Genomic DNA, 19,835 nt, shown 5'->3' with positions numbered 1-19,835 from the left:
GGCGCCCGCGATTAGCTCTTGAACAGAGCCAGGATCGACTGCGAAGAGCTGTTGGCGATCGACAGCGCCTGGATGCCGAGCTGCTGCTGGACCTGCAGCGCCTGGAGGCGGGTCGATTCCTTGTTCATGTCGGCATCGACGAGCTGGCCGACGCCGCGGTCGATGGAGTCCATCAGGCTCTGGGTGAAGGTCTTCTGCAGGTCGATGCTGCTCTTGGCCGAACCGAGGATGGTGGCGGAATCGGTCAACTGCGCCATGACCTTATCGATCTTGGTGACCATCTGCGTGATGATGTCGTCGGTTACGCCGGCCGCGGTGATGTCGAGGTTGTAGGCCGAGACGTTGTCGACCTTGGTGAAGGTGCCGGTGGCAGCGGCCTGACCGGCGGTGTTCGCAGCGATGTCCGTTCCCCCGCCCGCGATCGCGGCCGCATAGGCGGTGTCATACTGGGTCTGGGCGGCCGCCGTGGAATAGATGGAGGTCTTGCGATCGAGGGTGCCGTAGTTCTTGACCTCGGCGGCAAGGCCGTAATCGAAAAGCTTGGTGCCCTCGACATTGATGTCGATCGTTCCGATCGAGACGGCGCCCGACGAGGAACGATTGAAGGAGGACACGATCTGGGAGTCTGCCTGGACGCCATCATTGGGGACAGCGGTCTGCTTGGAGGTCACCGCAAGGAAATTCGAGCCGGAGAAGGTGGCCGCGTCGGCAAAGGACTTCATCTGCGCCTGTAGCGCCTGGATCTCGGTCTGGGTCTTTGCCTTGGCGGCAGCCGTCTGGCCGACGGTCGAAAGCAGCTTGGTCTTGATCTGGCCGATCGTGGACAGCACATTGTTCATGCCGGTGTAGGCGGTATCGACTTTGGAGGCGCCGAGGCCGAGTGCATCCTGCACCGTCGACAGGGCCGAGTTGTCCGAGCGCATCGTGGTGGCGATCGACCAGTAGGCGGCGTTGTCCGAGGCCTGCGAGACCCGGTAGCCCGTCGAGATGCGAGCCTGCGTCTGTTCGAGTGACTTGTTGGTGGCGCTGAGGCTTTGAAGTGCGGTTAACGCTGCAGCGTTTGTCATAATGCTCGCCAAGAAAGTCGCTCCTTCTCAAAAACCGACATGTCCAGACATGCCGGTTAGGCCTGTTCAACGGGTGGCATCGTGCCGGTCGGACCGATTCGCCAACGGTCGTAAGCTATTGGTTAACCATAACTAGCGCGGCATGGTTAACAGCCTGTTAAAAGCTGGCCTTTGAGAGTTAAGGAACGAGCATTGTGCGAGGCTTGCAAGGGCAAGTCGAGCAAACGCAAATCGGGCCGCGCTTTTGGCGCGGCCCGATGTTTGGTGCGAACTGCGATCAGGCGAAGGCGATCAGCCGCGGAAGAGCGACAGGATCGACTGCGACGAACCGTTGGCGATCGACAGCGCCTGGACGCCGAGCTGCTGCTGGACCTGCAGGGCCTGCAGACGGGTCGATTCCTTGTTCATGTCGGCATCGACGAGCTGGCCGACACCGCGATCGATGGAGTCCATCAGGTCCGAGGTGAAGGTCTTCTGCAGGTCGATACTGCTCTTGGCGGCGCCGAGCGTGGTGGCGGAATTGGTCATGTCGGCGAGCGCGGAGTCGATGACGGTCAACATCTGCTGGATCTGCGTATCGCTGGCAGCTTTGCCCGTTGCAGTGTCGAAGATCTTCAGGCTGGCGGCCGAGTAGGTGTCGGTGGCCGCTGCAGCAGCGCCCAGGGTCGGGGCCGAGGCCGTGGCGGTGGCCACACCGGTGGTACCGAGGCGTTGCGTGTCGAGGATGCCCTTCGCGAGACCCACGGTGGTGCCAGCTTCATACAGCTTGATGCTTTCCACCTTGACGTCGATGGTCGAGATCGAAGCCGCGCCGGCCGCGTCACGGTTGAACGCCGAAAGGATCTTCACATCGGCCGCCGTCGTGGCCGTCGCGCCGCTGTTTACGGACAGCATGTTGGTGCCGGAGAAGGTGGCGCCGTCGGCGTAGGACTTCATCTGCGCCTGAAGAGCGGTGATTTCGGTCTGGGTCTTTTCCTTCGAGGCATCCGTCTGGCCGTAGGATGCCAGCAGCTTGGCCTTGATCTGGTTGATGGTCGAGATCGCGCTGTTCATGCCGGTGTAGGCGGTGTCGACCTTCGAAGCGCCGAGGCCGAGCGCGTCCGAAACGGTGGACATTGCCGAGTTGTCGGAGCGCATCGTGGTGGCGATCGACCAGTAGGCGGCGTTGTCCGAGGCCTGCGAGACGCGGTAGCCGGTCGAGATGCGGGCCTGGGTGTCCTGGAGGGATTTGCTGGTGGCGTTAAGGCTCTGCAGGGCCGTCAACGCGGCGGAGTTCGTCATGATGCTGGACATGGTACTCGTACCTTGATTTTACAGGTGTTTTTTTGACATACCGGGCTTCCCGGTATGACGGTGCGGCATCATGCCAATGATCTCGAAATCGATCACCCGCCATCTGCGAGCGAATATGCGGGCTAGTCCCTACCAAAGGACTAAACCGGACGGTTAATCGAAAATATTTTGCGTGAAATTCCGCGCCAGGGCGACCGGCTGCCCGGATCAGTTGCCGGGGTCAGTTGAAGGAGCGCACTAGGCTGCCGACAAGCAGGTTCCAGCCGTCGATCAGGACGAAGAACAGGATCTTGAACGGCAGCGACACCACCGTCGGCGGCAGCATCATCATGCCCATCGCCATGGTGATGGTGGCGACGATCAGGTCGATGACCAGGAATGGCAGCACGATCAGGAAGCCGATCTCGAAGCCGCGCCGGATCTCCGAGATCATGAAGGCTGGCATCAGGACGCGCAAGTCGACGGTCTCGCGCGAAACGGTCTGGCCGCGCTCGCGGGCGAGGTCGGCGAAAAGGTCGAAGTCCTTGTCGCGCACATTGCGCAGCATGAAGGTGCGGAATGGATCCGAAATCTTGTCGAAGGCTTCGGTCTGGGTGATCTGGTTGTCCATCAGCGGCTTGACGCCGGTGTTCCAGGCCTGGTCGAAAGTCGGCGCCATGACATAGAAGGTCATGAACAGCGACAGCGAAATGAGAATGAGGTTGGCCGGCGTCGACTGCAGGCCGATGCCGGCACGCAGGATCGAGAAGGCGATGACGAAGCGGGTGAAGCTGGTCACCATGATCAGCAGGCCCGGCGCCACCGACAGCACGGTCAGCAGGCCGAACATCTGGATGATGTAGCCGACGGTGGTGCCATCGGCCTTGCCGATGCCGCCGAGATCGAGTTGCTGCGCCGCCGCGACGGAGGTGGCCGCGGCGATCATCGCCGTGGCGAGAAGGAACTTTCTCATTCGAGCAGCAATGTCCTGATAAGAATCTGCTTGGCATGACCCTGGCTGCGGATCGAGGCTCGTTCCTCGAGATCGGCCTTCAGGTGCTGGTAGCCGCTAGCGCCCTCGATCTGATGCATCTTCAAGGTGCGCACCAGGGCCACAAGGTCCTGGTGGATGTCGTCCGACATTGCCTGCTGCTGCGGCCCGTCATAGACGACGGCCACCTCCATCCTGATCCAGGTTTCGGCAGGCGAGGCGATGTTGGTGGTGATCGGCGCCAGCACGACGAGCGTCGGCCCCACGCCTGGCTGCTCAGCCGCGGCGTGCTCCGTGGACTTGCCTTCGTTCTCGGGCGCCACCGGCACCGACGCCGGTGCCCCGACGCCCTTGAGATAGCCGCCTGACATCCAGCCCATGCCGATGGCGGCCGCCGTCACAACCAGCAGCATGCCCGCCTGGATGGCAAGGGAAGGACCCTTGCGCGGCTGAACCTGTTCGACGTTTGCCACGGTGTCGTGTTTCCCAATCCTAGAACGGAAGAACCTGGTCGAGAATCTGCTGGCCGTAGGGAGGTTGCTGGACCTCGGTGATGCGGCCGCGTCCGCCGTAGGAGATGCGCGCTTCGGCGATGCGTTCGTAGGGGATGGTGTTCTCGGCGCCGATGTCGGCCGGCCGCACGATGCCGGCGAGTGTCAGCACCCTGAGTTCGGCGTTGACGCGCACTTCCTGCGATCCCGTTATCATCAGATTGCCGTTTGGCAAGACATCGGTGACGATCGCCGCGACGTTGAGTTCAAGCGTTTCCGAGCGCTTGATCTCGCCGTCGGCCGTCGTGTCCGTGGTGGAGCTGAGAGCGCCGGTGCCCTTGCCGGCGGTGCTCCACTTGTCCCACTGCGCGCTGAGGTCGTACCCGAGCTTGCGATTGGCGGTGCGGCTCCTGTCGTTCTGGTTCTTGAAGTTGGCCCTGTCGTTGATCTTGATCTTGACGGTCAGGATGTCGCCTTGCGACAGCGCCCGCGGGTCGGTGAACAGCCGGCTCTGGCGGTCATCCCACAACGAGAATTTCCTGACCGGCGCGGGCGGCGTTTCCGGATAGCGATAGAGGGACGAGGTGTTGCCGCCGTCGATGCCCGAGCCGACCGGGGACAGGGCCGGCTCCTTGCCGACCTCCTTGAGGTTGGTTCCGCAGCCGGACAGCACGGCAACCGCGCACAGGACGAGCATTCTGCGGATCATGACGGATCTACCCTTCGGGCTGCGCTGGCCATGATGCCGGTGAGCGTCGCTGCCGCCTTCTGGTCCATTTCATTGAGGATGACGCTCGCCTTGCGAGAATCGAGCTTCATCAAGATGGCCGCAGCCAGATCGGCGTTGACGATGGCCAGCCGCTCTGCGGCGGCGTCGGGCTTCATGCCGGCATAGATCTGGACGACGCCGTCCTCGGCCCGGGCCAGGAAAACCTCGCGCCGCTTCAGCCAGGTCTCGTATTCGGCCCGCTTCTCATCCAGCGCCTTCATGCGCTGGTCGATGCCGGCCTGGAGCTGCTTCATCTCCTGCGCCTGCAAGGCATAGCGGCGGTCGCGGGCCGCGTCGGCGATGTTGGAGCAGAAGCGCTCGATCTCGCTTTGATCGGGCGCCTTTTCCCGCGTCAATTGCTGCGGCGGTTCAGCAACCGGTGCGCCCGGCAGAACCTGGCGAACCGTCTCCTCGCCGCGCGCGGTGCCGCCGGCAAAGGACATGGCGACAACAGCGGCCGCGAGCAGGAGTGCTGCGGGGCGGCGTCTTTCGTTGCAAGCGAGGGAGCGGGTCATCGGCATCGCCTATTGCAGAACCAGGTCGGCCTGCAGGGCGCCGGCCGACTTGATGCCCTGCAGAATGGCAATGATGCCGTCCGGCTTGACGCCGAGACGGTTGAGGCCGGAAACGAGGGTCTCGAGATCGGGTCCGTCAAGCACGGCGACGCGGGCGTCGGGCCGGCTGGCTTCGATGGCGGTGAACGGCTCGACGGCCGTCTCGCCCTTGGAGAAAGGCTCGGGCTGGACGACGCGCGGCGCTTCGGTGATGCGCACCGTCAGCGTGCCGTGGCTGATGGCGACCCGCGAGATCTTGACGTCGTTGCCAATGACGATGGTGCCGGTGCGCTCGTCGATGACGACACGGGCCGGCGTGTCGGATTCGACCACCAGGTTTTCGATCTCGGCGTAGAAGCGGGCCGCCGAAACGCCCTTCGGCCTTCTGATCTGCACGGTGCGGGAATCGCGCTCGGCCGCTACCCGCGCGCCGAAGCGCTGGCTGGTATAGTCGTTGATGGCATCGGCGATGCGAATGGCGGTCGAGAAATCGGGATTGCGCAATTGTAGCGTCAGCGTCGCCTGATCGTCGAACTCGGCCTGGACCGCGCGCTCGACGATGGCGCCGTTCGGCACCCGGCCGGAAGTCGGCACGCCTTGCGTCAGCTGCTCGGCCTGCCCCTTGGCGGTGAAGCCGGAAACGATCACCGAGCCCTGGCCGACGGCATAAATCTCGCCGTCCGCCGCCTTCAACGGCGTCATGATCAGTGTGCCGCCGGCGAGCGAGGTGGCGTCGCCCATCGAGGAGACGTCGATGTCGATGCGGCCGCCCGACTGCACGTAGGGCGGCATGTTGGCGGTGACGATGACGGCGGCGACATTCTTGGCGCGCGCGCTGCCGCCTTCAGTGGCGATGCCGAGATTTTCGAGCATGGCGCGGATCGACTGTTCGGTGAACGGCGAGTTGCGCAGGCTGTCGCCCGATCCGGCAAGTCCGATGACCAGGCCGTAGCCGACCAACTGGTTGTCGCGCGAACTCTGCAGCTGGGCGATGTCCTTGATGCGCGAGGCGACCTGGCCCGGCGGCAGCGAACTCGGCCCGGACGAAACCCGGAACATGCGGCTGGTGGTGGCCGGGTTGTATTCGGGATCGTCGTAGACGCCGCCATTCTTGGCGGCGAGCTCGCGCTTGGCCTTGGGCGTCAGGCCGTCGGCCAGCGCCGGCTGCAGGCCGAGCACGGCTGCCAATATCAGGGCAAGTCCGCGCATCATGAAGCGCCGACCTGAATGGTTCCATCCGTCATCACCGTGCCGGACAGGATCTTGCCGCTGTCGATGTTGCGGACCTTGACGAGATCGCCGGCGGCACCCGGCTGCAATGTCACCGCGGTGGCCGAGATGGTCAGTCCGCCGGCGATGAAGAAGACCTGCACGGACGCGCCCTGTTCGACAAGCCAGGCCTCGCGGATGGCGGCGGAGGGGATGTAGCGGCCGGGCAGCAGCGTGCGCTTGGCGACCTTACCGTCGAGTTCCTCGGCCCGCGTGGCGACCGCGTCCGGCTTGTGCTTGCCGGCGACAAGCGTCACGCGCTTCAGCGCGCCAAGCTCGATGGTCTCGCCGGGATAGATGACGCGGTTGGGGATCAACACAACTTCGCCGGCAGGTTGGTTGCTGGCGATCTGAGTGGCCGATTGGTCTGCCGATTGGTCCGCCGATTCCTGGGCGAAAGCCGGCATGCCGCCGGTCACCAGCGCAAGGACGAGCGCGGTGCGGCGGAATGCGGAGCAGGAGACCGGCATGGCCATCATCCGTTACCTGATGTTCTTGGAGACGACGGAAGCCATGTCGTCGGCGGCCTGGATGACCTTGGAATTCATCTCATAGGCGCGCTGCGCCGAGATCAGCTCGGTGATTTCCTTGACCGGGTCGACGTTCGAGGCCTCGAGATAGCCCTGCTGGATGGTGGCAAAGCCGGGGTCGCCCGGCACGCCGACATTCGCCGGGCCGGACGCCGTGGTTTCCTGGAACAGATTGTCGCCGAGCGGCGCCAGCCCCGCCTCGTTGGCGAAATTGGCGATCTGAATCTGGCCGAGGTTCTGCAGGTCGGTCTGGCCGTCGATGCGGGCGAAGACCTGGCCGGTCTTGTTGACGATGACCTCGACGGCGTCGGTGGGAACGGTGATGGCCGGAATGACACTGGCGCCATCGACCGTCACCAGCTGGCCGGTGGCGTTGGTGTTGAGGGCGCCGGCGCGGCTGTAGAGGGTGCCGCCGTCGGCGCCTTCGATCTGGAACCAGCCCCTGCCGGTCAGCGCCAGGTCGAAACTGTTGCCGGTGCTGGTCAGTTCGCCCTGAGTGTGGACGTTGCGCACGGCCGTCGTCTTGACGCCGAGGCCGATCGAGACGCCCTCCGGCACCAGCGAGGTGTTGGAGCGGTTGGGCACGCCCTGCGTGCGGTCGACCTGGTAGAGCAGGTCGGAAAATTCGGCGCGGGCGCGCTTGTAGCCGGTGGTGTTGATGTTGGCGATGTTGTTGGCGATGACTTCCAGATTTGTCTGCTGGGCATTCATGCCGGTGGCGGCGATGGCGAGTGCTTTCATGGCGGAATTCCTCAGATGCCCATTCGGCTGACTTCGAGATAGGCGGAAACCACCTTGTCGCGGATGGCGACGGCGGTCTGAAGCGCCTGCTGCGCGCTCATCACGGCATCGACCACCTGACGGGTATCAGCGTCGCCCTTGAGCGCCTGCACCGATACCTGCTCGGCATTCTGCAGGGTGTTGACGGTCTTGGAGGCCGCCTGGCTCAGCGCTTCGGCGAAGGAGGTGCCGATATTGCCGCCGGCCGAGGGTGTCGCGTCGCCCTGGAGCAGGCTTGTCACGGCGTCGTCGCCGCCGATCGAGGACTTGAACTGAAGGGCTCCGATACCGCTGATCATTACTGGTTCCTCATCAGGTCGATGGTCATAGAAATGAGGTCGCGCGCCTGCTTGACGACCTGAAGATTGGCTTCGTAGGAGCGGTTGGCCTCGGTCATGTCGGCCATTTCGATCAGCACGTTGACGTTGGGCATCTTGACGTAGCCCTTGTCGTCGGCGGCCTCGTTGCCGGGCTGGAATTCAACGGGAAAGTCACTGGGATCACGATCGATCGAGTTCACCGCGACCGTCGAGCTGCCGGAGGTCCGGTCGAGCTCGGAGACAAAGCTGATGGTCTTGCGGCGATACGGGTCGGAGCCGGGCGCGGTGCCGGTCGACTGCGCGTTGGCCAGGTTTTCCGAAACGACGCGCAGGCGCTCCGATTGAGCGCCGAGGCCAGATGCTGCGACTTTGAGGGCTGCGGTGAGCGCGTCCATGTCAGCTCTTCACCGCCATCATCATCATCGAATGGAACGCCTTGACGATCGCCGTGTTGAGCTCGAAGGAGCGGCGCACCTCGCCGGCCTTCATCAGCTGGTCTTCCAGCACGACCGAGTTCTTTGACGGCATGACCACGCCGTCGTCTTCCTGCGGCTTGATGGTGAAGCCGGCATTGGTCGCGGCGTTGCCGAGATGGCCGGCCTCGGTGGCCTGCAGCGACACCGCGGTGCGGTCGAGCACCTTCTCGAACGGCTCGACATCGTTTGCCGTGTAGCCCGGCGTGTTGGCGTTGGCGATGTTGCCGGCGATGGCGGACTGGCGCACGGCCAGCCATTGCGCTTGCTTGGCGGCGAGGTCGAAAAGGGAAACGGGCTCCATGGGAATCTCCGGGCGGGTTCCCGAAGACTAGGCCGCCAGTCTTGCGCGGACCTTGCGGATGACCTGATGCCCGGGACGGGGCGTTTACCTGGAGAGTTCGATCACCTGGTCGGTGCTGGTCACCATGACCCATTTGCCGTTGCGCTGCTCGATGGAGGACACCTGACTAGAGTCCGGCAGTATCGAGCCACGCTGGACGATCCACAGTCCGGCATCGTCCTCGATCATGGCGCGGCCATTGGCGACATGAACCATGCGGAATTTCGCGGCATCGGCCGGAAAGGGCTGCTCATCGGACACCGGCGCGGGAGTGGCATCATCCTGCACGGTTCCCGTTGCAAACAGATCGAGATTGGCCGCTGGAACGTCTTTTGCCGTCAGCGGCGCGCTGCGTTGGGCGATGACGCCACCGCCCGCCCGTCCGGAATTGGTGCCGGTGCCGCCGAACTTGATCGCCTGGACGCCGAACTGCTCCTGATTGAAGAAGATATACCAGGGAAACAGGGCGCAGATCAGCCCGAGCGTGATGCCGAGCGCGGCAACGACGACATCGCTGCGCCGGTCGGACCTTTTCTTCAGCCTGGGAAATGGCGCCTTTGGCGGCTGCGGCCATTCGGTGCGCGGGAACAGGCCGTCGATCAGCGAGTCGCGGCTGGCTTGCGTCATCTCGGCAGCCGCTGCCTGGGGAGCCCTGGGCAGGGCGAGCTCAGCGGCCTTGGACCGAACAGGCTCGGCTTTGGCAATCCTGGGCAGGATTGGCTTGGCCGCTCTGGCCAGAACAGCCTCGGCTTTCGCAGCTATGGCGCGGGCAACCCTTGCCTTGGCAATCCTGGCTTCTTCAGCTCTGGCTTGCTCCGCAGCGTTGGCCTCCGCGATCATCTCGCGCAGGATACGCTCGGTGTACTGGCGTTCAGTCTCCTGCATCGGCATTCAGCTTACCCTTGAGGTGGCGGGCGAGATCGGAGAACGGTTCGGCGGACGGACGGTCCTTGGGCGATTGCGTCAGCGCCTCGTAGATCAGCGGCACCTGACGCACGGCGATATCGAGCTCGGCGTCGACACCGCCCTGATAGGCGCCCAGCAAACGGATATCGCGCGTGTCCTCGAAGCGGGCGATCATCGACTTCAGCCTTGTCACCAGGGCACGCTGTTCGACGCTCCAGGCCTTGCCGGCAAGACGCGATATGGACGACAGCGGATTGACCGGCGGATAGCGTCCCTGTTCGGCGATCGTGCGGTCGAGCACGACATGGCCGTCAAGGATGCCGCGCACGGAGTCGGCGACCGGGTCGTTGTGGTCGTCGCCGTCGACCAGCACCGAAATGATGGCGGTGATCGATCCCCTGCCTTCAGCCCCGGGGCCTTCGGCGCCCGGCCCGGCGCGCTCCAGCAGCTTGGGCAGTTCGGTGAACACCGAGGCCGGATAGCCGCGGGCGACCGGCGGCTCGCCGGTTCCCGTCGCCACCTCGCGCAAGGCGTGGGCGAAGCGGGTGATCGAATCCAGCACCAGAAGCACGCGGTGGCCCTGGTCGCGAAAATGCTCGGCGACGCGCATGGCGGTGTCCGGCGCACGCCGGCGCATCATGGCGCTTTCGTCGCTGGTGGCGACGACGGCGACGGTCTTGGCCATGCTGTCGCCGATCGTGTCCTCGAGGAATTCACGCACTTCGCGGCCGCGTTCGCCGATCAGTGCCACGACGACGGTGTCGAAGGCGTCGGCGCCGGCGAGCATGGCGAGCAATGTCGACTTGCCGACGCCGGAGCCGGCGAAAATGCCAAGGCGCTGGCCGAAGCAAAGCGGCGTGAAGATGTCGATGACCTTGACACCGGTCATGAAGGCGGTGCCGACGCGCTGCCGCGCCATGGCGCCGGGCGTCGTCTGGGTGCCGCTCGAGGTGGCGTCACCCCGCACCAATGTCGGGCCGCTGTCGATCGCCCTGGTGAGCGCGTCGATGGTGCGGCCGCGCCACGAGGCATGCGGCGCCACGGCGAGCGGACCGCGGCGGAACACGGCATCACCGATGCCGGCATCGGCGCTGCGTTCGAAGGGTGCCACGACAACCTCGTCACGGCTGATCTTGACGATCTCGCCGCGGCGCGTGCCAGAATGGCCGCGCTGCTCGACGATGTCGCCCAGCCTGGCGAAGTCGGAAAGGCCGCGCACCTTGTAGTGCGTGGGCGTGACTTCGACGACGCGGCCGCCGCGCTTGAGCAGCGCCTCGGTGCCGGCAAAACGCCGCCAGATCCGTTCCAGCGCGGCAAGCCGGTCTTCCGGCGCCGGCTGCAGCTGTCTTTCGAGTGCGCGCAGGGATGGCTGGTCGAGCGACATGGGTTATTTCGAGCCGAGCGTCTTGATCGCCTCGTCGGTGGAGGAGTCGGTCTGCCGCATCAGCGCGGCGGTGTTCTCGAAGGCGCGCTGCACCTGGATCAGCCGGGTGATCTCCAGCACCGGATTGACGTTGGATTCTTCGAGGAAACCTTGGGCGATCCCGGTATCGGAGCGATCGGTGACAGGCTCTGGCGTACGCGCAGGAACGATGCCTGAATTGCCGTAGCGGACGAAATTCTCACCCGGATCGAAATTGTAGAGGCCGATCGAGCCGACAAGCTGATCGTTCTGACGCAGCGAACCGTCGGCCCCGGCCTTGGGCGGACCGTTGCGAGGGTCGAGCTGGATCGGCGCACCGCCGGCATCGAGCACCGGGTGGCCCTCGATCGACATCAGCTCGCCGTTCTCGTTCATCGAAAAGCGCCCGTCGCGGGTCATGACGGTGCCGACCGGCGTATCGATGGCGAACCAGGCATCGCCCTGGATGGAGAAATCGAACGGATTTCCGGTCTCGGTCATGGCGCCATGGGCGCCGGAAAGATAGGTCTTGCCCGAAGACGCGAAGGATATCGATTTCGGCCCGATGCCGGAGACGACGTCCTCGAACTTCACGCCGGTGGCGCGAAAGCCGATCGTCGAGGCGTTGGCGACGTTGTCGGCGATCGTGTCGAGGCGGCGCTCGAGCGCGATCTGCGAGGAAAGGGCGACGTACAGGCTGTCCCGCATGATGGTCTCAGAACCTCAACTTCTGCATGGCCATCATCAGGTCGGTGGAGATGCCGACCGTGATCGGCTGGGCAAACAGCACGCTGGCCGAGGTGACGGCCGATGAGGTCGGATTTTTTATCTCGTACATGCTGGTGAAGCGGGTCAGGAACTTGCCCAGCTTCTCGGGGTCGGAGAAGTCCGAGATGTCGAGTTTCTGCTCGAACAGCTGCGCCTGCTTGTCGATGTTGGCGGTGGCGAAGGAATCGGGCAGCCCGAGCGCGGTGCGCACGACGCTGGCAAGGGCAGTGTCGGCCAGCACGTCGTACCAGCTGGTGATGGTCGGCGCCTTGCGGTCGAAATAGAGTGCCAGCCGCACACCCTGGTTGGTGTTGCCGGCATCCTCTTCGAGGGTCTGGCGCATGTATTTGTCGACGGTCGGCTGCTGCGCCGAAACGATGGTGGTGGCGTTCTCGCCATAGGCTTCAAAATTGAAAGCCGAGGCCAGCGCGGCGTAGGTCTTGTCCGTCATCTTGTTGGCGACGCTGTCGGGGTCGCGGACGCCACCCTGCAGAACCCGCTTGATGAGATCCTTGTCCTGTGTCGCTGCATCAAGGCCGAACGACGCGAGGGCGTAGGTGTAGAGCCGTTTGTTCGACATCAGGTCGTCGATCGACTTCACCTTGGTGATGTTGGCGAGATAATACGTCGTCTCGCCCTTCACATAGGCGGAGTTCGGATCGAGGCCGGCGATCTTCGCCTGCGTGGCGTAGTTCTTGGTCACCATCTGCTGCGTCTTGTTGTAGACGGTCGCATCGGCGCCGTTGGCGGCGAAGTTGAAGGCGCTGACAAATTCGGCGTAGCGCTTGTCGGTCAGCTTGTTGGCGAAGCTGTTGGGATCGGAGACGCCTTCCTTCAACGCCTTGACCATGAAGGCCTTGGCGTAGTCCATGTCCTTGAGCCCGTAGGCCTTCATGGCATATTTGAACAACCGGTCATTTTTGACGAAATCGTCGATCGATTTCACCTTGGTGATGTTGGCGAGATAATATTTGGTATCGCGATCAACGACGGGCTGCTGCTCGATCCTGTCGAGCGACTTTGAAATGTCCTTGGTAATGAGCTGGTAGCTGGTAAAGGTATTGAGCAAAGACGTGCCTCCGGCCGAAGCTATGCCAGCACAATACCCCCACTTCCTTGCGCGAAACTGAATCGGATCCACGGGCTTCGATTCAAGCCTCACACAAGGCACGGGCGCTATCCCTTGCTCGCGATGTGAAATGCGGAAGGACCTGTCGTGGGCATTCTGATTGGACTGGTGGTGACGCTCGGCTGCGTCCTTGGCGGCTTCATGGCCATGGGCGGCCATCTTCATGTGCTGGTCCAGCCGTGGGAAGCCGTGGTCATCTGCGGTGCGGCGTTCGGCACGTTTCTGGTCGCCAATCCGATGAAGACGGTCAAGGATACCGGCAAGGCCATCCTCGAAGCATTCAAGCAGGCGGTGCCGAAGGAACAGAACTACCTCGAAACGCTCGGCGTGCTGCACAGCCTGATGCGCGAGCTGCGCTCGAAGTCGCGCAGCGAGGTCGAGGCGCATATCGACAATCCCGAGGAGTCGGCGATCTTCCAGGCCTTTCCGACCGTGCTCAAGAACCACGATTTGATGAATTTCATCTGTGACTACTGCCGCATCATCATCATCGGGAATGCCCGCTCGCACGAGATCGAGGCGCTGATGGACGAGGAAATCCAGACCATCAGATCCGACAAGATGAAGGCCTATCACGCAATGGTGGCGGTGGGCGACGGCCTGCCGGCGCTCGGCATCGTCGCCGCCGTGCTTGGCGTCGTCAAGGCGATGGGCGCGCTCGACCAGTCGCCGGAAATCCTCGGCGGCCTGATCGGCGCGGCGCTGGTCGGCACCTTCCTCGGCATCTTCCTGTCCTACGCGGTGGTCGGGCCGGTCGCCACCAAGATCAAGACGGTGCGCGAGAAGAACAACCGCCTCTACATCATCGTCAAGCAGACGCTGCTGGCCTACATGAACGGCGCGCTGCCGCAGGTGGCGATCGAGTTCGGCCGCAAGACCATCTCGTCCTATGAACGGCCGACGATCGACGCCGTCGAGCAGAGCACGATGAACACCGGCAGCGTCGAGAAGAAGGCCGCTTGAACGATGCGCGACAGATCGGTCCCAGCACTGTCATGACCAGTCCGGGCAGCCCAGCGGAAGCGCGCTCGCTGATCATCGAGCGTCTGGTCGGCGACAGCGGCGAGGCCGCCCAGGTCATCGACGCCGGCCGGGCCATGGCCGAACGCGCCGTGCCGCTGCTGCAGAAGAGCCTGGCCGGTGAGCTTGGCGTCCCGGTGGCTGTTGATCTCAAATCCGTCGAGGTCAGCCGCGTTCCGGAGGCGCGCTCGCGCGCCGGCGATACGTTTGCCCTGACCGTCGTCGGCTCGTCCACATCCTCAGATGCGATGACCCTGGTGATCGACGCTTCGGCGATCGCGATCATGGTCTGCACGCTGTTCGGTGGCGACCCGGACCTGCCGGTATCGCCGATCGAGCGCGACCTGTCGCAGATCGAAATCGATGTCTCGACCATGGTGTTCCAGCAGGTGGCGCTGGCCCTGAACGGATCGGGACGGCGCTCGCTTGACCTGCGCCTGCCGGTGCCGCGGGCGATGTCGGGCGCCGAGGCGAAACGGCACGTGCTGCGCGATGGCGCGGCAATCCGCATCGTCCTTGGCATCTCGACGCCGGCCGACAGCGGCACCGTCACCGTGACGATGCCGCAGCGCGTCGTGCTAGCCAGCCGCGACGGTGCCGTCTCTGCCAGTGACGACGATCACGGCCCCAGCTGGCGCGCGCGCTTTTCGGAAGAGGTGATGCGCTCCACGGTGGCGCTCGAGGCCACCATGCCGCTGGCGCGGCTGACGCTCGGCGACCTCGCCGGTTTCGAAATCGGCCAGATCATCGAATTCGAGGAAACGGCGCAGTCGCAGGCGCGTCTCAGCGCGCGCGGCAAGACGCTGTTCGTATGCGAGTTCGGCAAACTGGGACAGAATTACACCGTCCGGATCAAGCATCCCTACGATGCCGGGCGGGACTTTATCGACGGGCTGATGCCGGCTGCCGCCGGACGCGCCTGAGCATTTGGAGACGACGCATGGCCAAGACCAAGCCGGAAGCCGACCTCGACCAGCCGGACGAGCAGCTCGACCGTGCCATCGAAGAACTGCGCGGGGTGCTGCATGAAGAGGAACAGCGCCCCGATCCGGCGTTCAGGGCCACTTCCGGTGCCAATTCAAGCGTCATCATGAACATCCCCGTCGATGTCCAGATCATCCTCGGCAGCACCGAGATGCCGGTTTCCGACCTGATGGCGCTGCAGAAGGGTTCGACGGTGGCGCTCAACCGCCGCATCGGCGAACCTGTCGACGTCGTGGTCAACGGCCGCAAGATCGCACGCGGCGAGATCACCGTGCTGGAAAGCGATCCGTCGCGCTTCGGCATCAGGCTGACCGAAATCATCGCCGGCACGAAGGGCGCCTAGACATGGATTGCGGGGCTTGCCGATGGCAGCGGAGGCGAGAGGCATGACGACGCCGGTGACCTTGACCCGCGCGCAGAAGGCGGCCGCCATATTGGTGGCGATGGGCAAGCCATCAGCCAGCCGGCTTTTGAAATTCTTCAAGCAGGAAGAATTGAAGGCGCTGATCGAGGGCGCCCGGCTGCTGCGGACCATCCCGCAAAGCGATCTCGAGCGCATCGTCGCCGAGTTCGAGGCAGAGTTCACCGAAGGGGCGGGACTGCTCGATTCCGCCGACAGGATGGACACCATCCTCAATGAATCGCTCTCGCCCGAAGAGATGAGCGCAATCATGGGCGAAAAGAAATTCGAGGTCGCGCCGGAAGGCCCGCCGCCGATCTGGCCAGAGCTCGAAAAGCTCGAACCGGCGCGGCTTGGCGCCTTCCTGGCCAGCGAGCATCCGCAGACCGCGGCCATGGTGCTGTCGAAGCTGGCGCCGCAAGCGGCGGCGGGCGTGCTGCTGACGCTGACCAAGCCGGCGCGCGGCGAGATCATCAAGCGCATGGTGACGATGGCCAATGTTCCCGACGCCGCCAGCAGGATCGTCGAAAACCGGTTGCGAAGCAGCGTGCTGACGGAAACCTCGACCAAGGACACGTCGGCCGGGCAGGCGCGCGTCGCCAGCGTCCTCAACGAACTGGACAAGCCGCTTCTCGAAGAGGTCATGCAGGATCTGGAGGCCGCCGGCACGCCCGATCTCGACGGCGTCCGGGCCCGCCTGTTCGCTTTCGACGATCTGCCGCTGCTGACCCAGAAGGCGCGGGTGCTTCTGTTCGACGGGCTGTCGACCGAACTGGTCACGCTGGCCTTGCGCGGCACTTCGGCCGCACTTGCCGAGGCGGTGCTGTCGGCGATCGGCGCGCGGTCGCGGCGCATGATCGAAGCCGAACTCGGACAGGGGTCGGACGGCATCGCGGCTGCCGACATCACGGCGGCCCGCAAGACGATCGTGGCGACGACGATCCGGCTGTCGCGCGAAGGCGCCTTCGAACTTCCCTCGACCCAGAACGCCGCCTAAGGCCGCGACATGGCTGACGCGGTCGACAAGGATTCGAAAACCGAAGAGGCGACGGAAAAGAAGATCCGCGACACCATCGAACAGGGCAAGCTGCCCCATTCGCGGGAAACGGCGCTGCTGGCATCCTTCGTCGCCATACTGGTGTTCACCGTCTTCTATGCCAAGGACGCCGTCATCGATCTCGGCATGTTCCTGTCGATGTTCCTGGAGAAGCCGGAAGCCTGGCCGATGGACACCGAGACCGACGTCATCGCGCTCTACAAGATCGTCCTCCTCGAAGTGGGCCGCGCCATCGTCAGCCTGCTGGTGCTGTTGACCGTTGCCGGTGTCGGCGCCTCGGTGTTCCAGAACATGCCGCAAATCGTCGGCGAGCGGGTGCGGCCGCAACTCTCGCGCATCTCGATTGCCAAGGGCTGGAGCAGGCTGTTCGGCATTCAGGGTTGGGTCGAGTTCCTGAAGGCACTCGGCAAGGTCGGGTTTGCCATCGTCGTGCTGAGCTTCACGCTGTCGGAAGACCACCGCAAGCTGCTCGCCGGCATGATCACCAATCCGGTTGCCTTCGGCCTCGTTATCCGCGGCATCGCCGTCGACATCCTGGTGGCGATCGTCTTCGTCATGGGGCTGATCGCGGCGATCGACATCGTCTGGTCGCGCTTCCACTGGAAGCAGGACCTGCGTATGAGCAAGCAGGAGGTCAAGGACGAGTTCAAACAGTCCGAGGGCGACCCGATCGTCAAGTCGCGGCTGCGCTCGCTGGCGCGCGACCGGGCGCGCAAACGGATGATGACGGCGGTGCCGCGCGCGACACTGATCATCGCCAACCCGACGCACTTCTCGATTGCGCTGAAATATGTGCGCGACGAGGATTCGGCACCGATCGTGCTGGCCAAGGGGCAGGATCTGGTGGCGCTGAAAATCCGCGAGATCGCGCGGGAACACAACATCCCGATCTTCGAGGACGTGGCGCTCGCCCGCTCCATGTACAAGCAAGTTTCGGTCGATAATGTGATCCCGTCGCAATTCTATCAGGCCGTCGCCGAACTGGTGCGGGTCGTCTACTCGAAAAAGGCTGAGCGCAGACAGATTTCATGAACCGGCAACCGCACGCAAATTCCCGCGAGATCATCGTCGCCAGCGCCATCGAGCAGGTGGTGAGGGAACTCCGGCTGATCGATGTCGCCGACTATATTGCCTTCATCCGGCTGGAGCATTTCGCCTGCCTGTCGGATCTGGTCGATTCAGCGGTGGAGCTGTTCTTCATGCCGGGCACGCTGCGGCTCGGCCATGGTGGCGAGGCGCATGTCGACTGGAGCGGCAGCCCGCGCATCGTGCTCGATCTGGAGCTGAGGCCGCCCGGCGTCACCGTCTATTTCCAGCTGACGCTGAGCGAGCTCGGCGCTTCGGTGGCGGTCAACTACGTGTCGTTCGAGAAACCGGGCGAGGACCCGGAGCACAACACGGCCCTGCTCGAGGCGGTGATCGAACAGGCGCGTATCCGCAAGGTCGAGCCGATGGCCTTTCGCTGAACCATCGGCCGCTTCGGAGCCGCCGGCGGCGGTTGTTTTCATGCATGTCCTTTTCCCAAAGCCGGACCCGCTTTTAGGCGACATGCATTGGAATTATCCTATTCGATAAGCCCCAGCCGCAACGCCTTGGCCACCGCCTGGTTGCGGTTGACCGCGTTGAGCTTCTGGGTGGATTGGGTCAGGTACTGGTTGGCGGTGTGCACCGAAAGCTTCAGAAGCCGCGCGATCTCCTCGCTGGTGTTGCCATTGGCGGTCAGCTTCAGGCATTCGAGCTCGCGCTTGGAGATCGCGCGCATGCGGCCGGCATCGCCCGGGCGCATGCGGGCGACAGCGGCGAACAGTGAAAAGCAGCGGGCGTGGATCTCGTAGAGTGCGTCCTGCGGCAGGGTAATCTCGGACCCCAGGAACACGACAAGGCCGCATTGTCCACGATCGGCATGGACGGGGAAGGCGATGCCGCTGGTGCCCGGCGCCAGCGGCGCCATCCGCTCGGTCCAGGCGAGATTGCCGAACGCCTCCGCCATGGCGGCGACGCCGTCGTCCGACCACCAGCGCGACTCCGTCGAGTTGCGGGTGTGGCGCACGATCTCCTCGCCATTGGCGCCTGAAATGAACTTCGTCGCCACGGCAATGCCGGGATAGTCGGAATCAAGGCACGGAACGAGCCGCGCCCGCTCCGGCGACGGGCTGACGAAGAACAGGCCGAAGGCCGAAGCGTTGATGTCGACGGCGATCCAACGGCAGCGGCGCACGGCGTCTGGAATGGTGACGGCGTGATGGGTTTCGGAGCCGAGCGAGAAGGCGCCAAACGGGTTGTGCTGCTCGTTGAAAAGGGCTTCCGCAGCCTCCTTGATATCGGCGTGTTTCAAATGATGCCGCTCCTGATCGCCGTGGCGATGGCCATCGCGCGGTTGCTGGCCGCGAATTTCTGGATGGCGTGGGTGATGTAGCTGTTGACGGTGTTGGAGGAGACGCCAAGGATGACGGCGACCTCGTCGGTGGTCTTGCCTTCGGAGACCCAGAACAGGCACTCGCGCTCGCGATCCGACAGCGGATCCTGCATGGCGGCGGCGGCAATCAGTTGCGGGATGTGCGAGAGCGCGTAGCAGCACTTCAACTGCGCCCTCATCAGCGCCGGCTGGTCGATCTTGCCGGCGGTTGCGGCCGAAAACAGGGCGAACAGGCGCTGGCGACCGACATTCAGCCTGAGCGAATAGATCTCGGCATGGCCGAGCACGTCGAGAAGGCGGGCCTCCTCGCCGGTGATCAAACCGTCCGCCTCGGGTGCATGAGATGCCACAAGCGGTCTCGGGCGGATGCCGGGCGCGACGGTGAGCGCGCCTTGCGCAAGCCCGGCGATCAGCCGCTTGCCGGTCAGCTCGATGGCGTCGAAAATCCAGTTGGACGAAACGATGCGCGCATCGTTGCGGTCCTGGTCGTGGACGATGGCAACCAGCATGTAGCTGTCGGCCCCGATCTCGGCGGTCAGTTGCATGAAAAAGCTGGTGAGATCACCGCGCGACGTCAGACGCGAGCCCAATGTGTCGGATTGAAGAAGCGCGGCGGGACTGCTCATTCTTGTTGCTTTTGGCCGGAATCGTTTCTGCTGTCCGGATGCTGGAGGCCAGCCGCCGAACCCGAATACGCTTTACTTTGACGAAGACACACGCATGGCGCAGGGTTGCGCCAACCAGATCCGAATCGATTTAGGGAACGCGAAGCCGTCCGCGTCTGGTGCCGGAAAATTCCGGAACTTGAGACTTTGGGTGGTCGCCGCGCCCCCCAAGGACCGGCTGATTCGGGTCTAATCTACCCGCAGTTGAATCCGACATCAAACGCGATTT

General features: G+C 63.9%; 24 protein-coding genes. 6 read left to right on the top strand and 18 right to left on the bottom strand.

Annotated features, from left to right (window positions below; genetic code table 11):
• Positions 1–11: 11 nt before the first annotated feature.
• The 16 genes from ACFSQT_RS35325 to ACFSQT_RS35250 form a co-directional block, all read right to left on the bottom strand.
• Positions 12–1,079, bottom strand: coding sequence for a flagellin N-terminal helical domain-containing protein (locus ACFSQT_RS35325; protein WP_379026665.1), 1,068 nt, complete (start codon positions 1,077–1,079; stop codon positions 12–14).
• A 279-nt stretch (positions 1,080–1,358) separates the two neighbouring features.
• A complete protein-coding gene (locus ACFSQT_RS35320) occupies positions 1,359–2,360 on the bottom strand; it encodes a flagellin N-terminal helical domain-containing protein (RefSeq protein ID WP_379026664.1) in 1,002 nt (333 codons plus the stop codon).
• 220 nt (positions 2,361–2,580) lie between these two features.
• Positions 2,581–3,312, bottom strand: a complete 732-nt coding sequence (fliP, locus tag ACFSQT_RS35315) for a flagellar type III secretion system pore protein FliP (RefSeq protein ID WP_379026663.1) — start codon at positions 3,310–3,312, stop codon at positions 2,581–2,583.
• Positions 3,309–3,803: a flagellar basal body-associated FliL family protein gene (locus ACFSQT_RS35310; protein ID WP_379026662.1), complete on the bottom strand. Its 495-nt coding sequence runs from the start codon at positions 3,801–3,803 to the stop codon at positions 3,309–3,311. The genes fliP and ACFSQT_RS35310 overlap by 4 nt, the downstream gene beginning before the upstream one ends.
• Before the next feature lie 19 nt (positions 3,804–3,822).
• Positions 3,823–4,530: a flagellar basal body L-ring protein FlgH gene (gene flgH, locus ACFSQT_RS35305; RefSeq protein WP_379026661.1), complete on the bottom strand. Its 708-nt coding sequence runs from the start codon at positions 4,528–4,530 to the stop codon at positions 3,823–3,825.
• Positions 4,527–5,111 (bottom strand): MotE family protein, encoded by a 585-nt coding sequence (locus ACFSQT_RS35300; protein WP_379026660.1) that lies wholly within the window; start codon positions 5,109–5,111, stop codon positions 4,527–4,529. Before ACFSQT_RS35300 ends, flgH begins: the two co-directional genes overlap by 4 nt.
• A gap of 3 nt (positions 5,112–5,114) precedes the next feature.
• Positions 5,115–6,356, bottom strand: a complete 1,242-nt coding sequence (locus tag ACFSQT_RS35295) for a flagellar basal body P-ring protein FlgI (RefSeq protein WP_379026659.1) — start codon at positions 6,354–6,356, stop codon at positions 5,115–5,117.
• A complete protein-coding gene (gene flgA, locus ACFSQT_RS35290; RefSeq protein ID WP_379026658.1) occupies positions 6,353–6,889 on the bottom strand; it encodes a flagellar basal body P-ring formation chaperone FlgA in 537 nt (178 codons plus the stop codon). The genes ACFSQT_RS35295 and flgA overlap by 4 nt, the downstream gene beginning before the upstream one ends.
• Positions 6,890–6,895: 6 nt before the next feature.
• Positions 6,896–7,684 carry a flagellar basal-body rod protein FlgG gene (gene flgG / locus ACFSQT_RS35285; RefSeq protein ID WP_379026657.1) on the bottom strand — a complete coding sequence of 263 codons (789 nt, stop codon included), beginning with the start codon at positions 7,682–7,684 and terminating at the stop codon, positions 6,896–6,898.
• Between the two features lie 11 nt (positions 7,685–7,695).
• Positions 7,696–8,022, bottom strand: coding sequence for a flagellar hook-basal body complex protein FliE (gene fliE / locus ACFSQT_RS35280; protein ID WP_379026656.1), 327 nt, complete (start codon positions 8,020–8,022; stop codon positions 7,696–7,698).
• Entirely contained in the window at positions 8,022–8,438 is a 417-nt protein-coding gene (gene flgC / locus ACFSQT_RS35275) for a flagellar basal body rod protein FlgC (protein WP_111547815.1), read from the bottom strand. The genes fliE and flgC overlap by 1 nt, the downstream gene beginning before the upstream one ends.
• Before the next feature lies 1 nt (position 8,439).
• On the bottom strand, positions 8,440–8,820 hold the full coding sequence (gene flgB / locus ACFSQT_RS35270; protein ID WP_379026655.1) for a flagellar basal body rod protein FlgB: 381 nt from the start codon (positions 8,818–8,820) through the stop codon (positions 8,440–8,442).
• An 84-nt stretch (positions 8,821–8,904) separates the two neighbouring features.
• The gene (locus ACFSQT_RS35265; RefSeq protein ID WP_379026654.1) at positions 8,905–9,750 is read right to left on the bottom strand and encodes a hypothetical protein; all 846 of its coding nucleotides are present in this window, start codon (positions 9,748–9,750) and stop codon (positions 8,905–8,907) included.
• On the bottom strand, positions 9,731–11,149 hold the full coding sequence (fliI, locus tag ACFSQT_RS35260) for a flagellar protein export ATPase FliI (protein ID WP_379026653.1): 1,419 nt from the start codon (positions 11,147–11,149) through the stop codon (positions 9,731–9,733). The genes ACFSQT_RS35265 and fliI overlap by 20 nt, the downstream gene beginning before the upstream one ends.
• Before the next feature lie 3 nt (positions 11,150–11,152).
• Positions 11,153–11,875 (bottom strand): flagellar basal-body rod protein FlgF, encoded by a 723-nt coding sequence (gene flgF / locus ACFSQT_RS35255; RefSeq protein ID WP_379026652.1) that lies wholly within the window; start codon positions 11,873–11,875, stop codon positions 11,153–11,155.
• Positions 11,876–11,882: 7 nt separating this feature from the next.
• Entirely contained in the window at positions 11,883–13,004 is a 1,122-nt protein-coding gene (locus ACFSQT_RS35250) for a DUF1217 domain-containing protein (protein WP_379026651.1), read from the bottom strand.
• A gap of 147 nt (positions 13,005–13,151) precedes the next feature.
• Here ACFSQT_RS35250 and motA point away from each other — a divergent pair, with 147 nt between their 5' ends.
• From motA to ACFSQT_RS35220, 6 genes are read left to right on the top strand one after another with little or no spacing between them, the layout of a single operon-like run.
• Positions 13,152–14,027: a flagellar motor stator protein MotA gene (gene motA, locus ACFSQT_RS35245; protein WP_111547819.1), complete on the top strand. Its 876-nt coding sequence runs from the start codon at positions 13,152–13,154 to the stop codon at positions 14,025–14,027.
• A 32-nt stretch (positions 14,028–14,059) separates the two neighbouring features.
• The gene (locus ACFSQT_RS35240; RefSeq protein ID WP_379026738.1) at positions 14,060–15,007 is read left to right on the top strand and encodes a FliM/FliN family flagellar motor switch protein; all 948 of its coding nucleotides are present in this window, start codon (positions 14,060–14,062) and stop codon (positions 15,005–15,007) included.
• A 17-nt stretch (positions 15,008–15,024) separates the two neighbouring features.
• Positions 15,025–15,411, top strand: a complete 387-nt coding sequence (gene fliN / locus ACFSQT_RS35235; protein ID WP_379026650.1) for a flagellar motor switch protein FliN — start codon at positions 15,025–15,027, stop codon at positions 15,409–15,411.
• A gap of 43 nt (positions 15,412–15,454) precedes the next feature.
• Positions 15,455–16,465: a flagellar motor switch protein FliG gene (locus tag ACFSQT_RS35230; protein WP_379026649.1), complete on the top strand. Its 1,011-nt coding sequence runs from the start codon at positions 15,455–15,457 to the stop codon at positions 16,463–16,465.
• Positions 16,466–16,474: 9 nt separating this feature from the next.
• Positions 16,475–17,557 carry a flagellar biosynthesis protein FlhB gene (flhB, locus tag ACFSQT_RS35225; RefSeq protein WP_379026648.1) on the top strand — a complete coding sequence of 361 codons (1,083 nt, stop codon included), beginning with the start codon at positions 16,475–16,477 and terminating at the stop codon, positions 17,555–17,557.
• Positions 17,554–17,991, top strand: a complete 438-nt coding sequence (locus tag ACFSQT_RS35220) for a hypothetical protein (RefSeq protein ID WP_379026647.1) — start codon at positions 17,554–17,556, stop codon at positions 17,989–17,991. The genes flhB and ACFSQT_RS35220 overlap by 4 nt, the downstream gene beginning before the upstream one ends.
• 98 nt (positions 17,992–18,089) lie before the next feature.
• On the opposite strand, the gene ACFSQT_RS35215 is transcribed toward ACFSQT_RS35220, so the two are convergent.
• Both ACFSQT_RS35215 and ACFSQT_RS35210 read right to left on the bottom strand, forming a co-directional pair.
• Positions 18,090–18,860: a helix-turn-helix transcriptional regulator gene (locus ACFSQT_RS35215; RefSeq protein WP_379026646.1), complete on the bottom strand. Its 771-nt coding sequence runs from the start codon at positions 18,858–18,860 to the stop codon at positions 18,090–18,092.
• The gene (locus ACFSQT_RS35210) at positions 18,857–19,567 is read right to left on the bottom strand and encodes a helix-turn-helix transcriptional regulator (protein WP_379026645.1); all 711 of its coding nucleotides are present in this window, start codon (positions 19,565–19,567) and stop codon (positions 18,857–18,859) included. The genes ACFSQT_RS35215 and ACFSQT_RS35210 overlap by 4 nt, the downstream gene beginning before the upstream one ends.
• Positions 19,568–19,835: the final 268 nt, after the last annotated feature.

It is taken from the genome of Mesorhizobium calcicola (genome assembly GCF_042682105.1).
In the GTDB taxonomy this organism is placed as follows: Bacteria; Pseudomonadota; Alphaproteobacteria; order Rhizobiales; family Rhizobiaceae; genus Mesorhizobium; species Mesorhizobium calcicola.
This window is presented reverse-complemented; position numbering and strand designations above follow the sequence as displayed.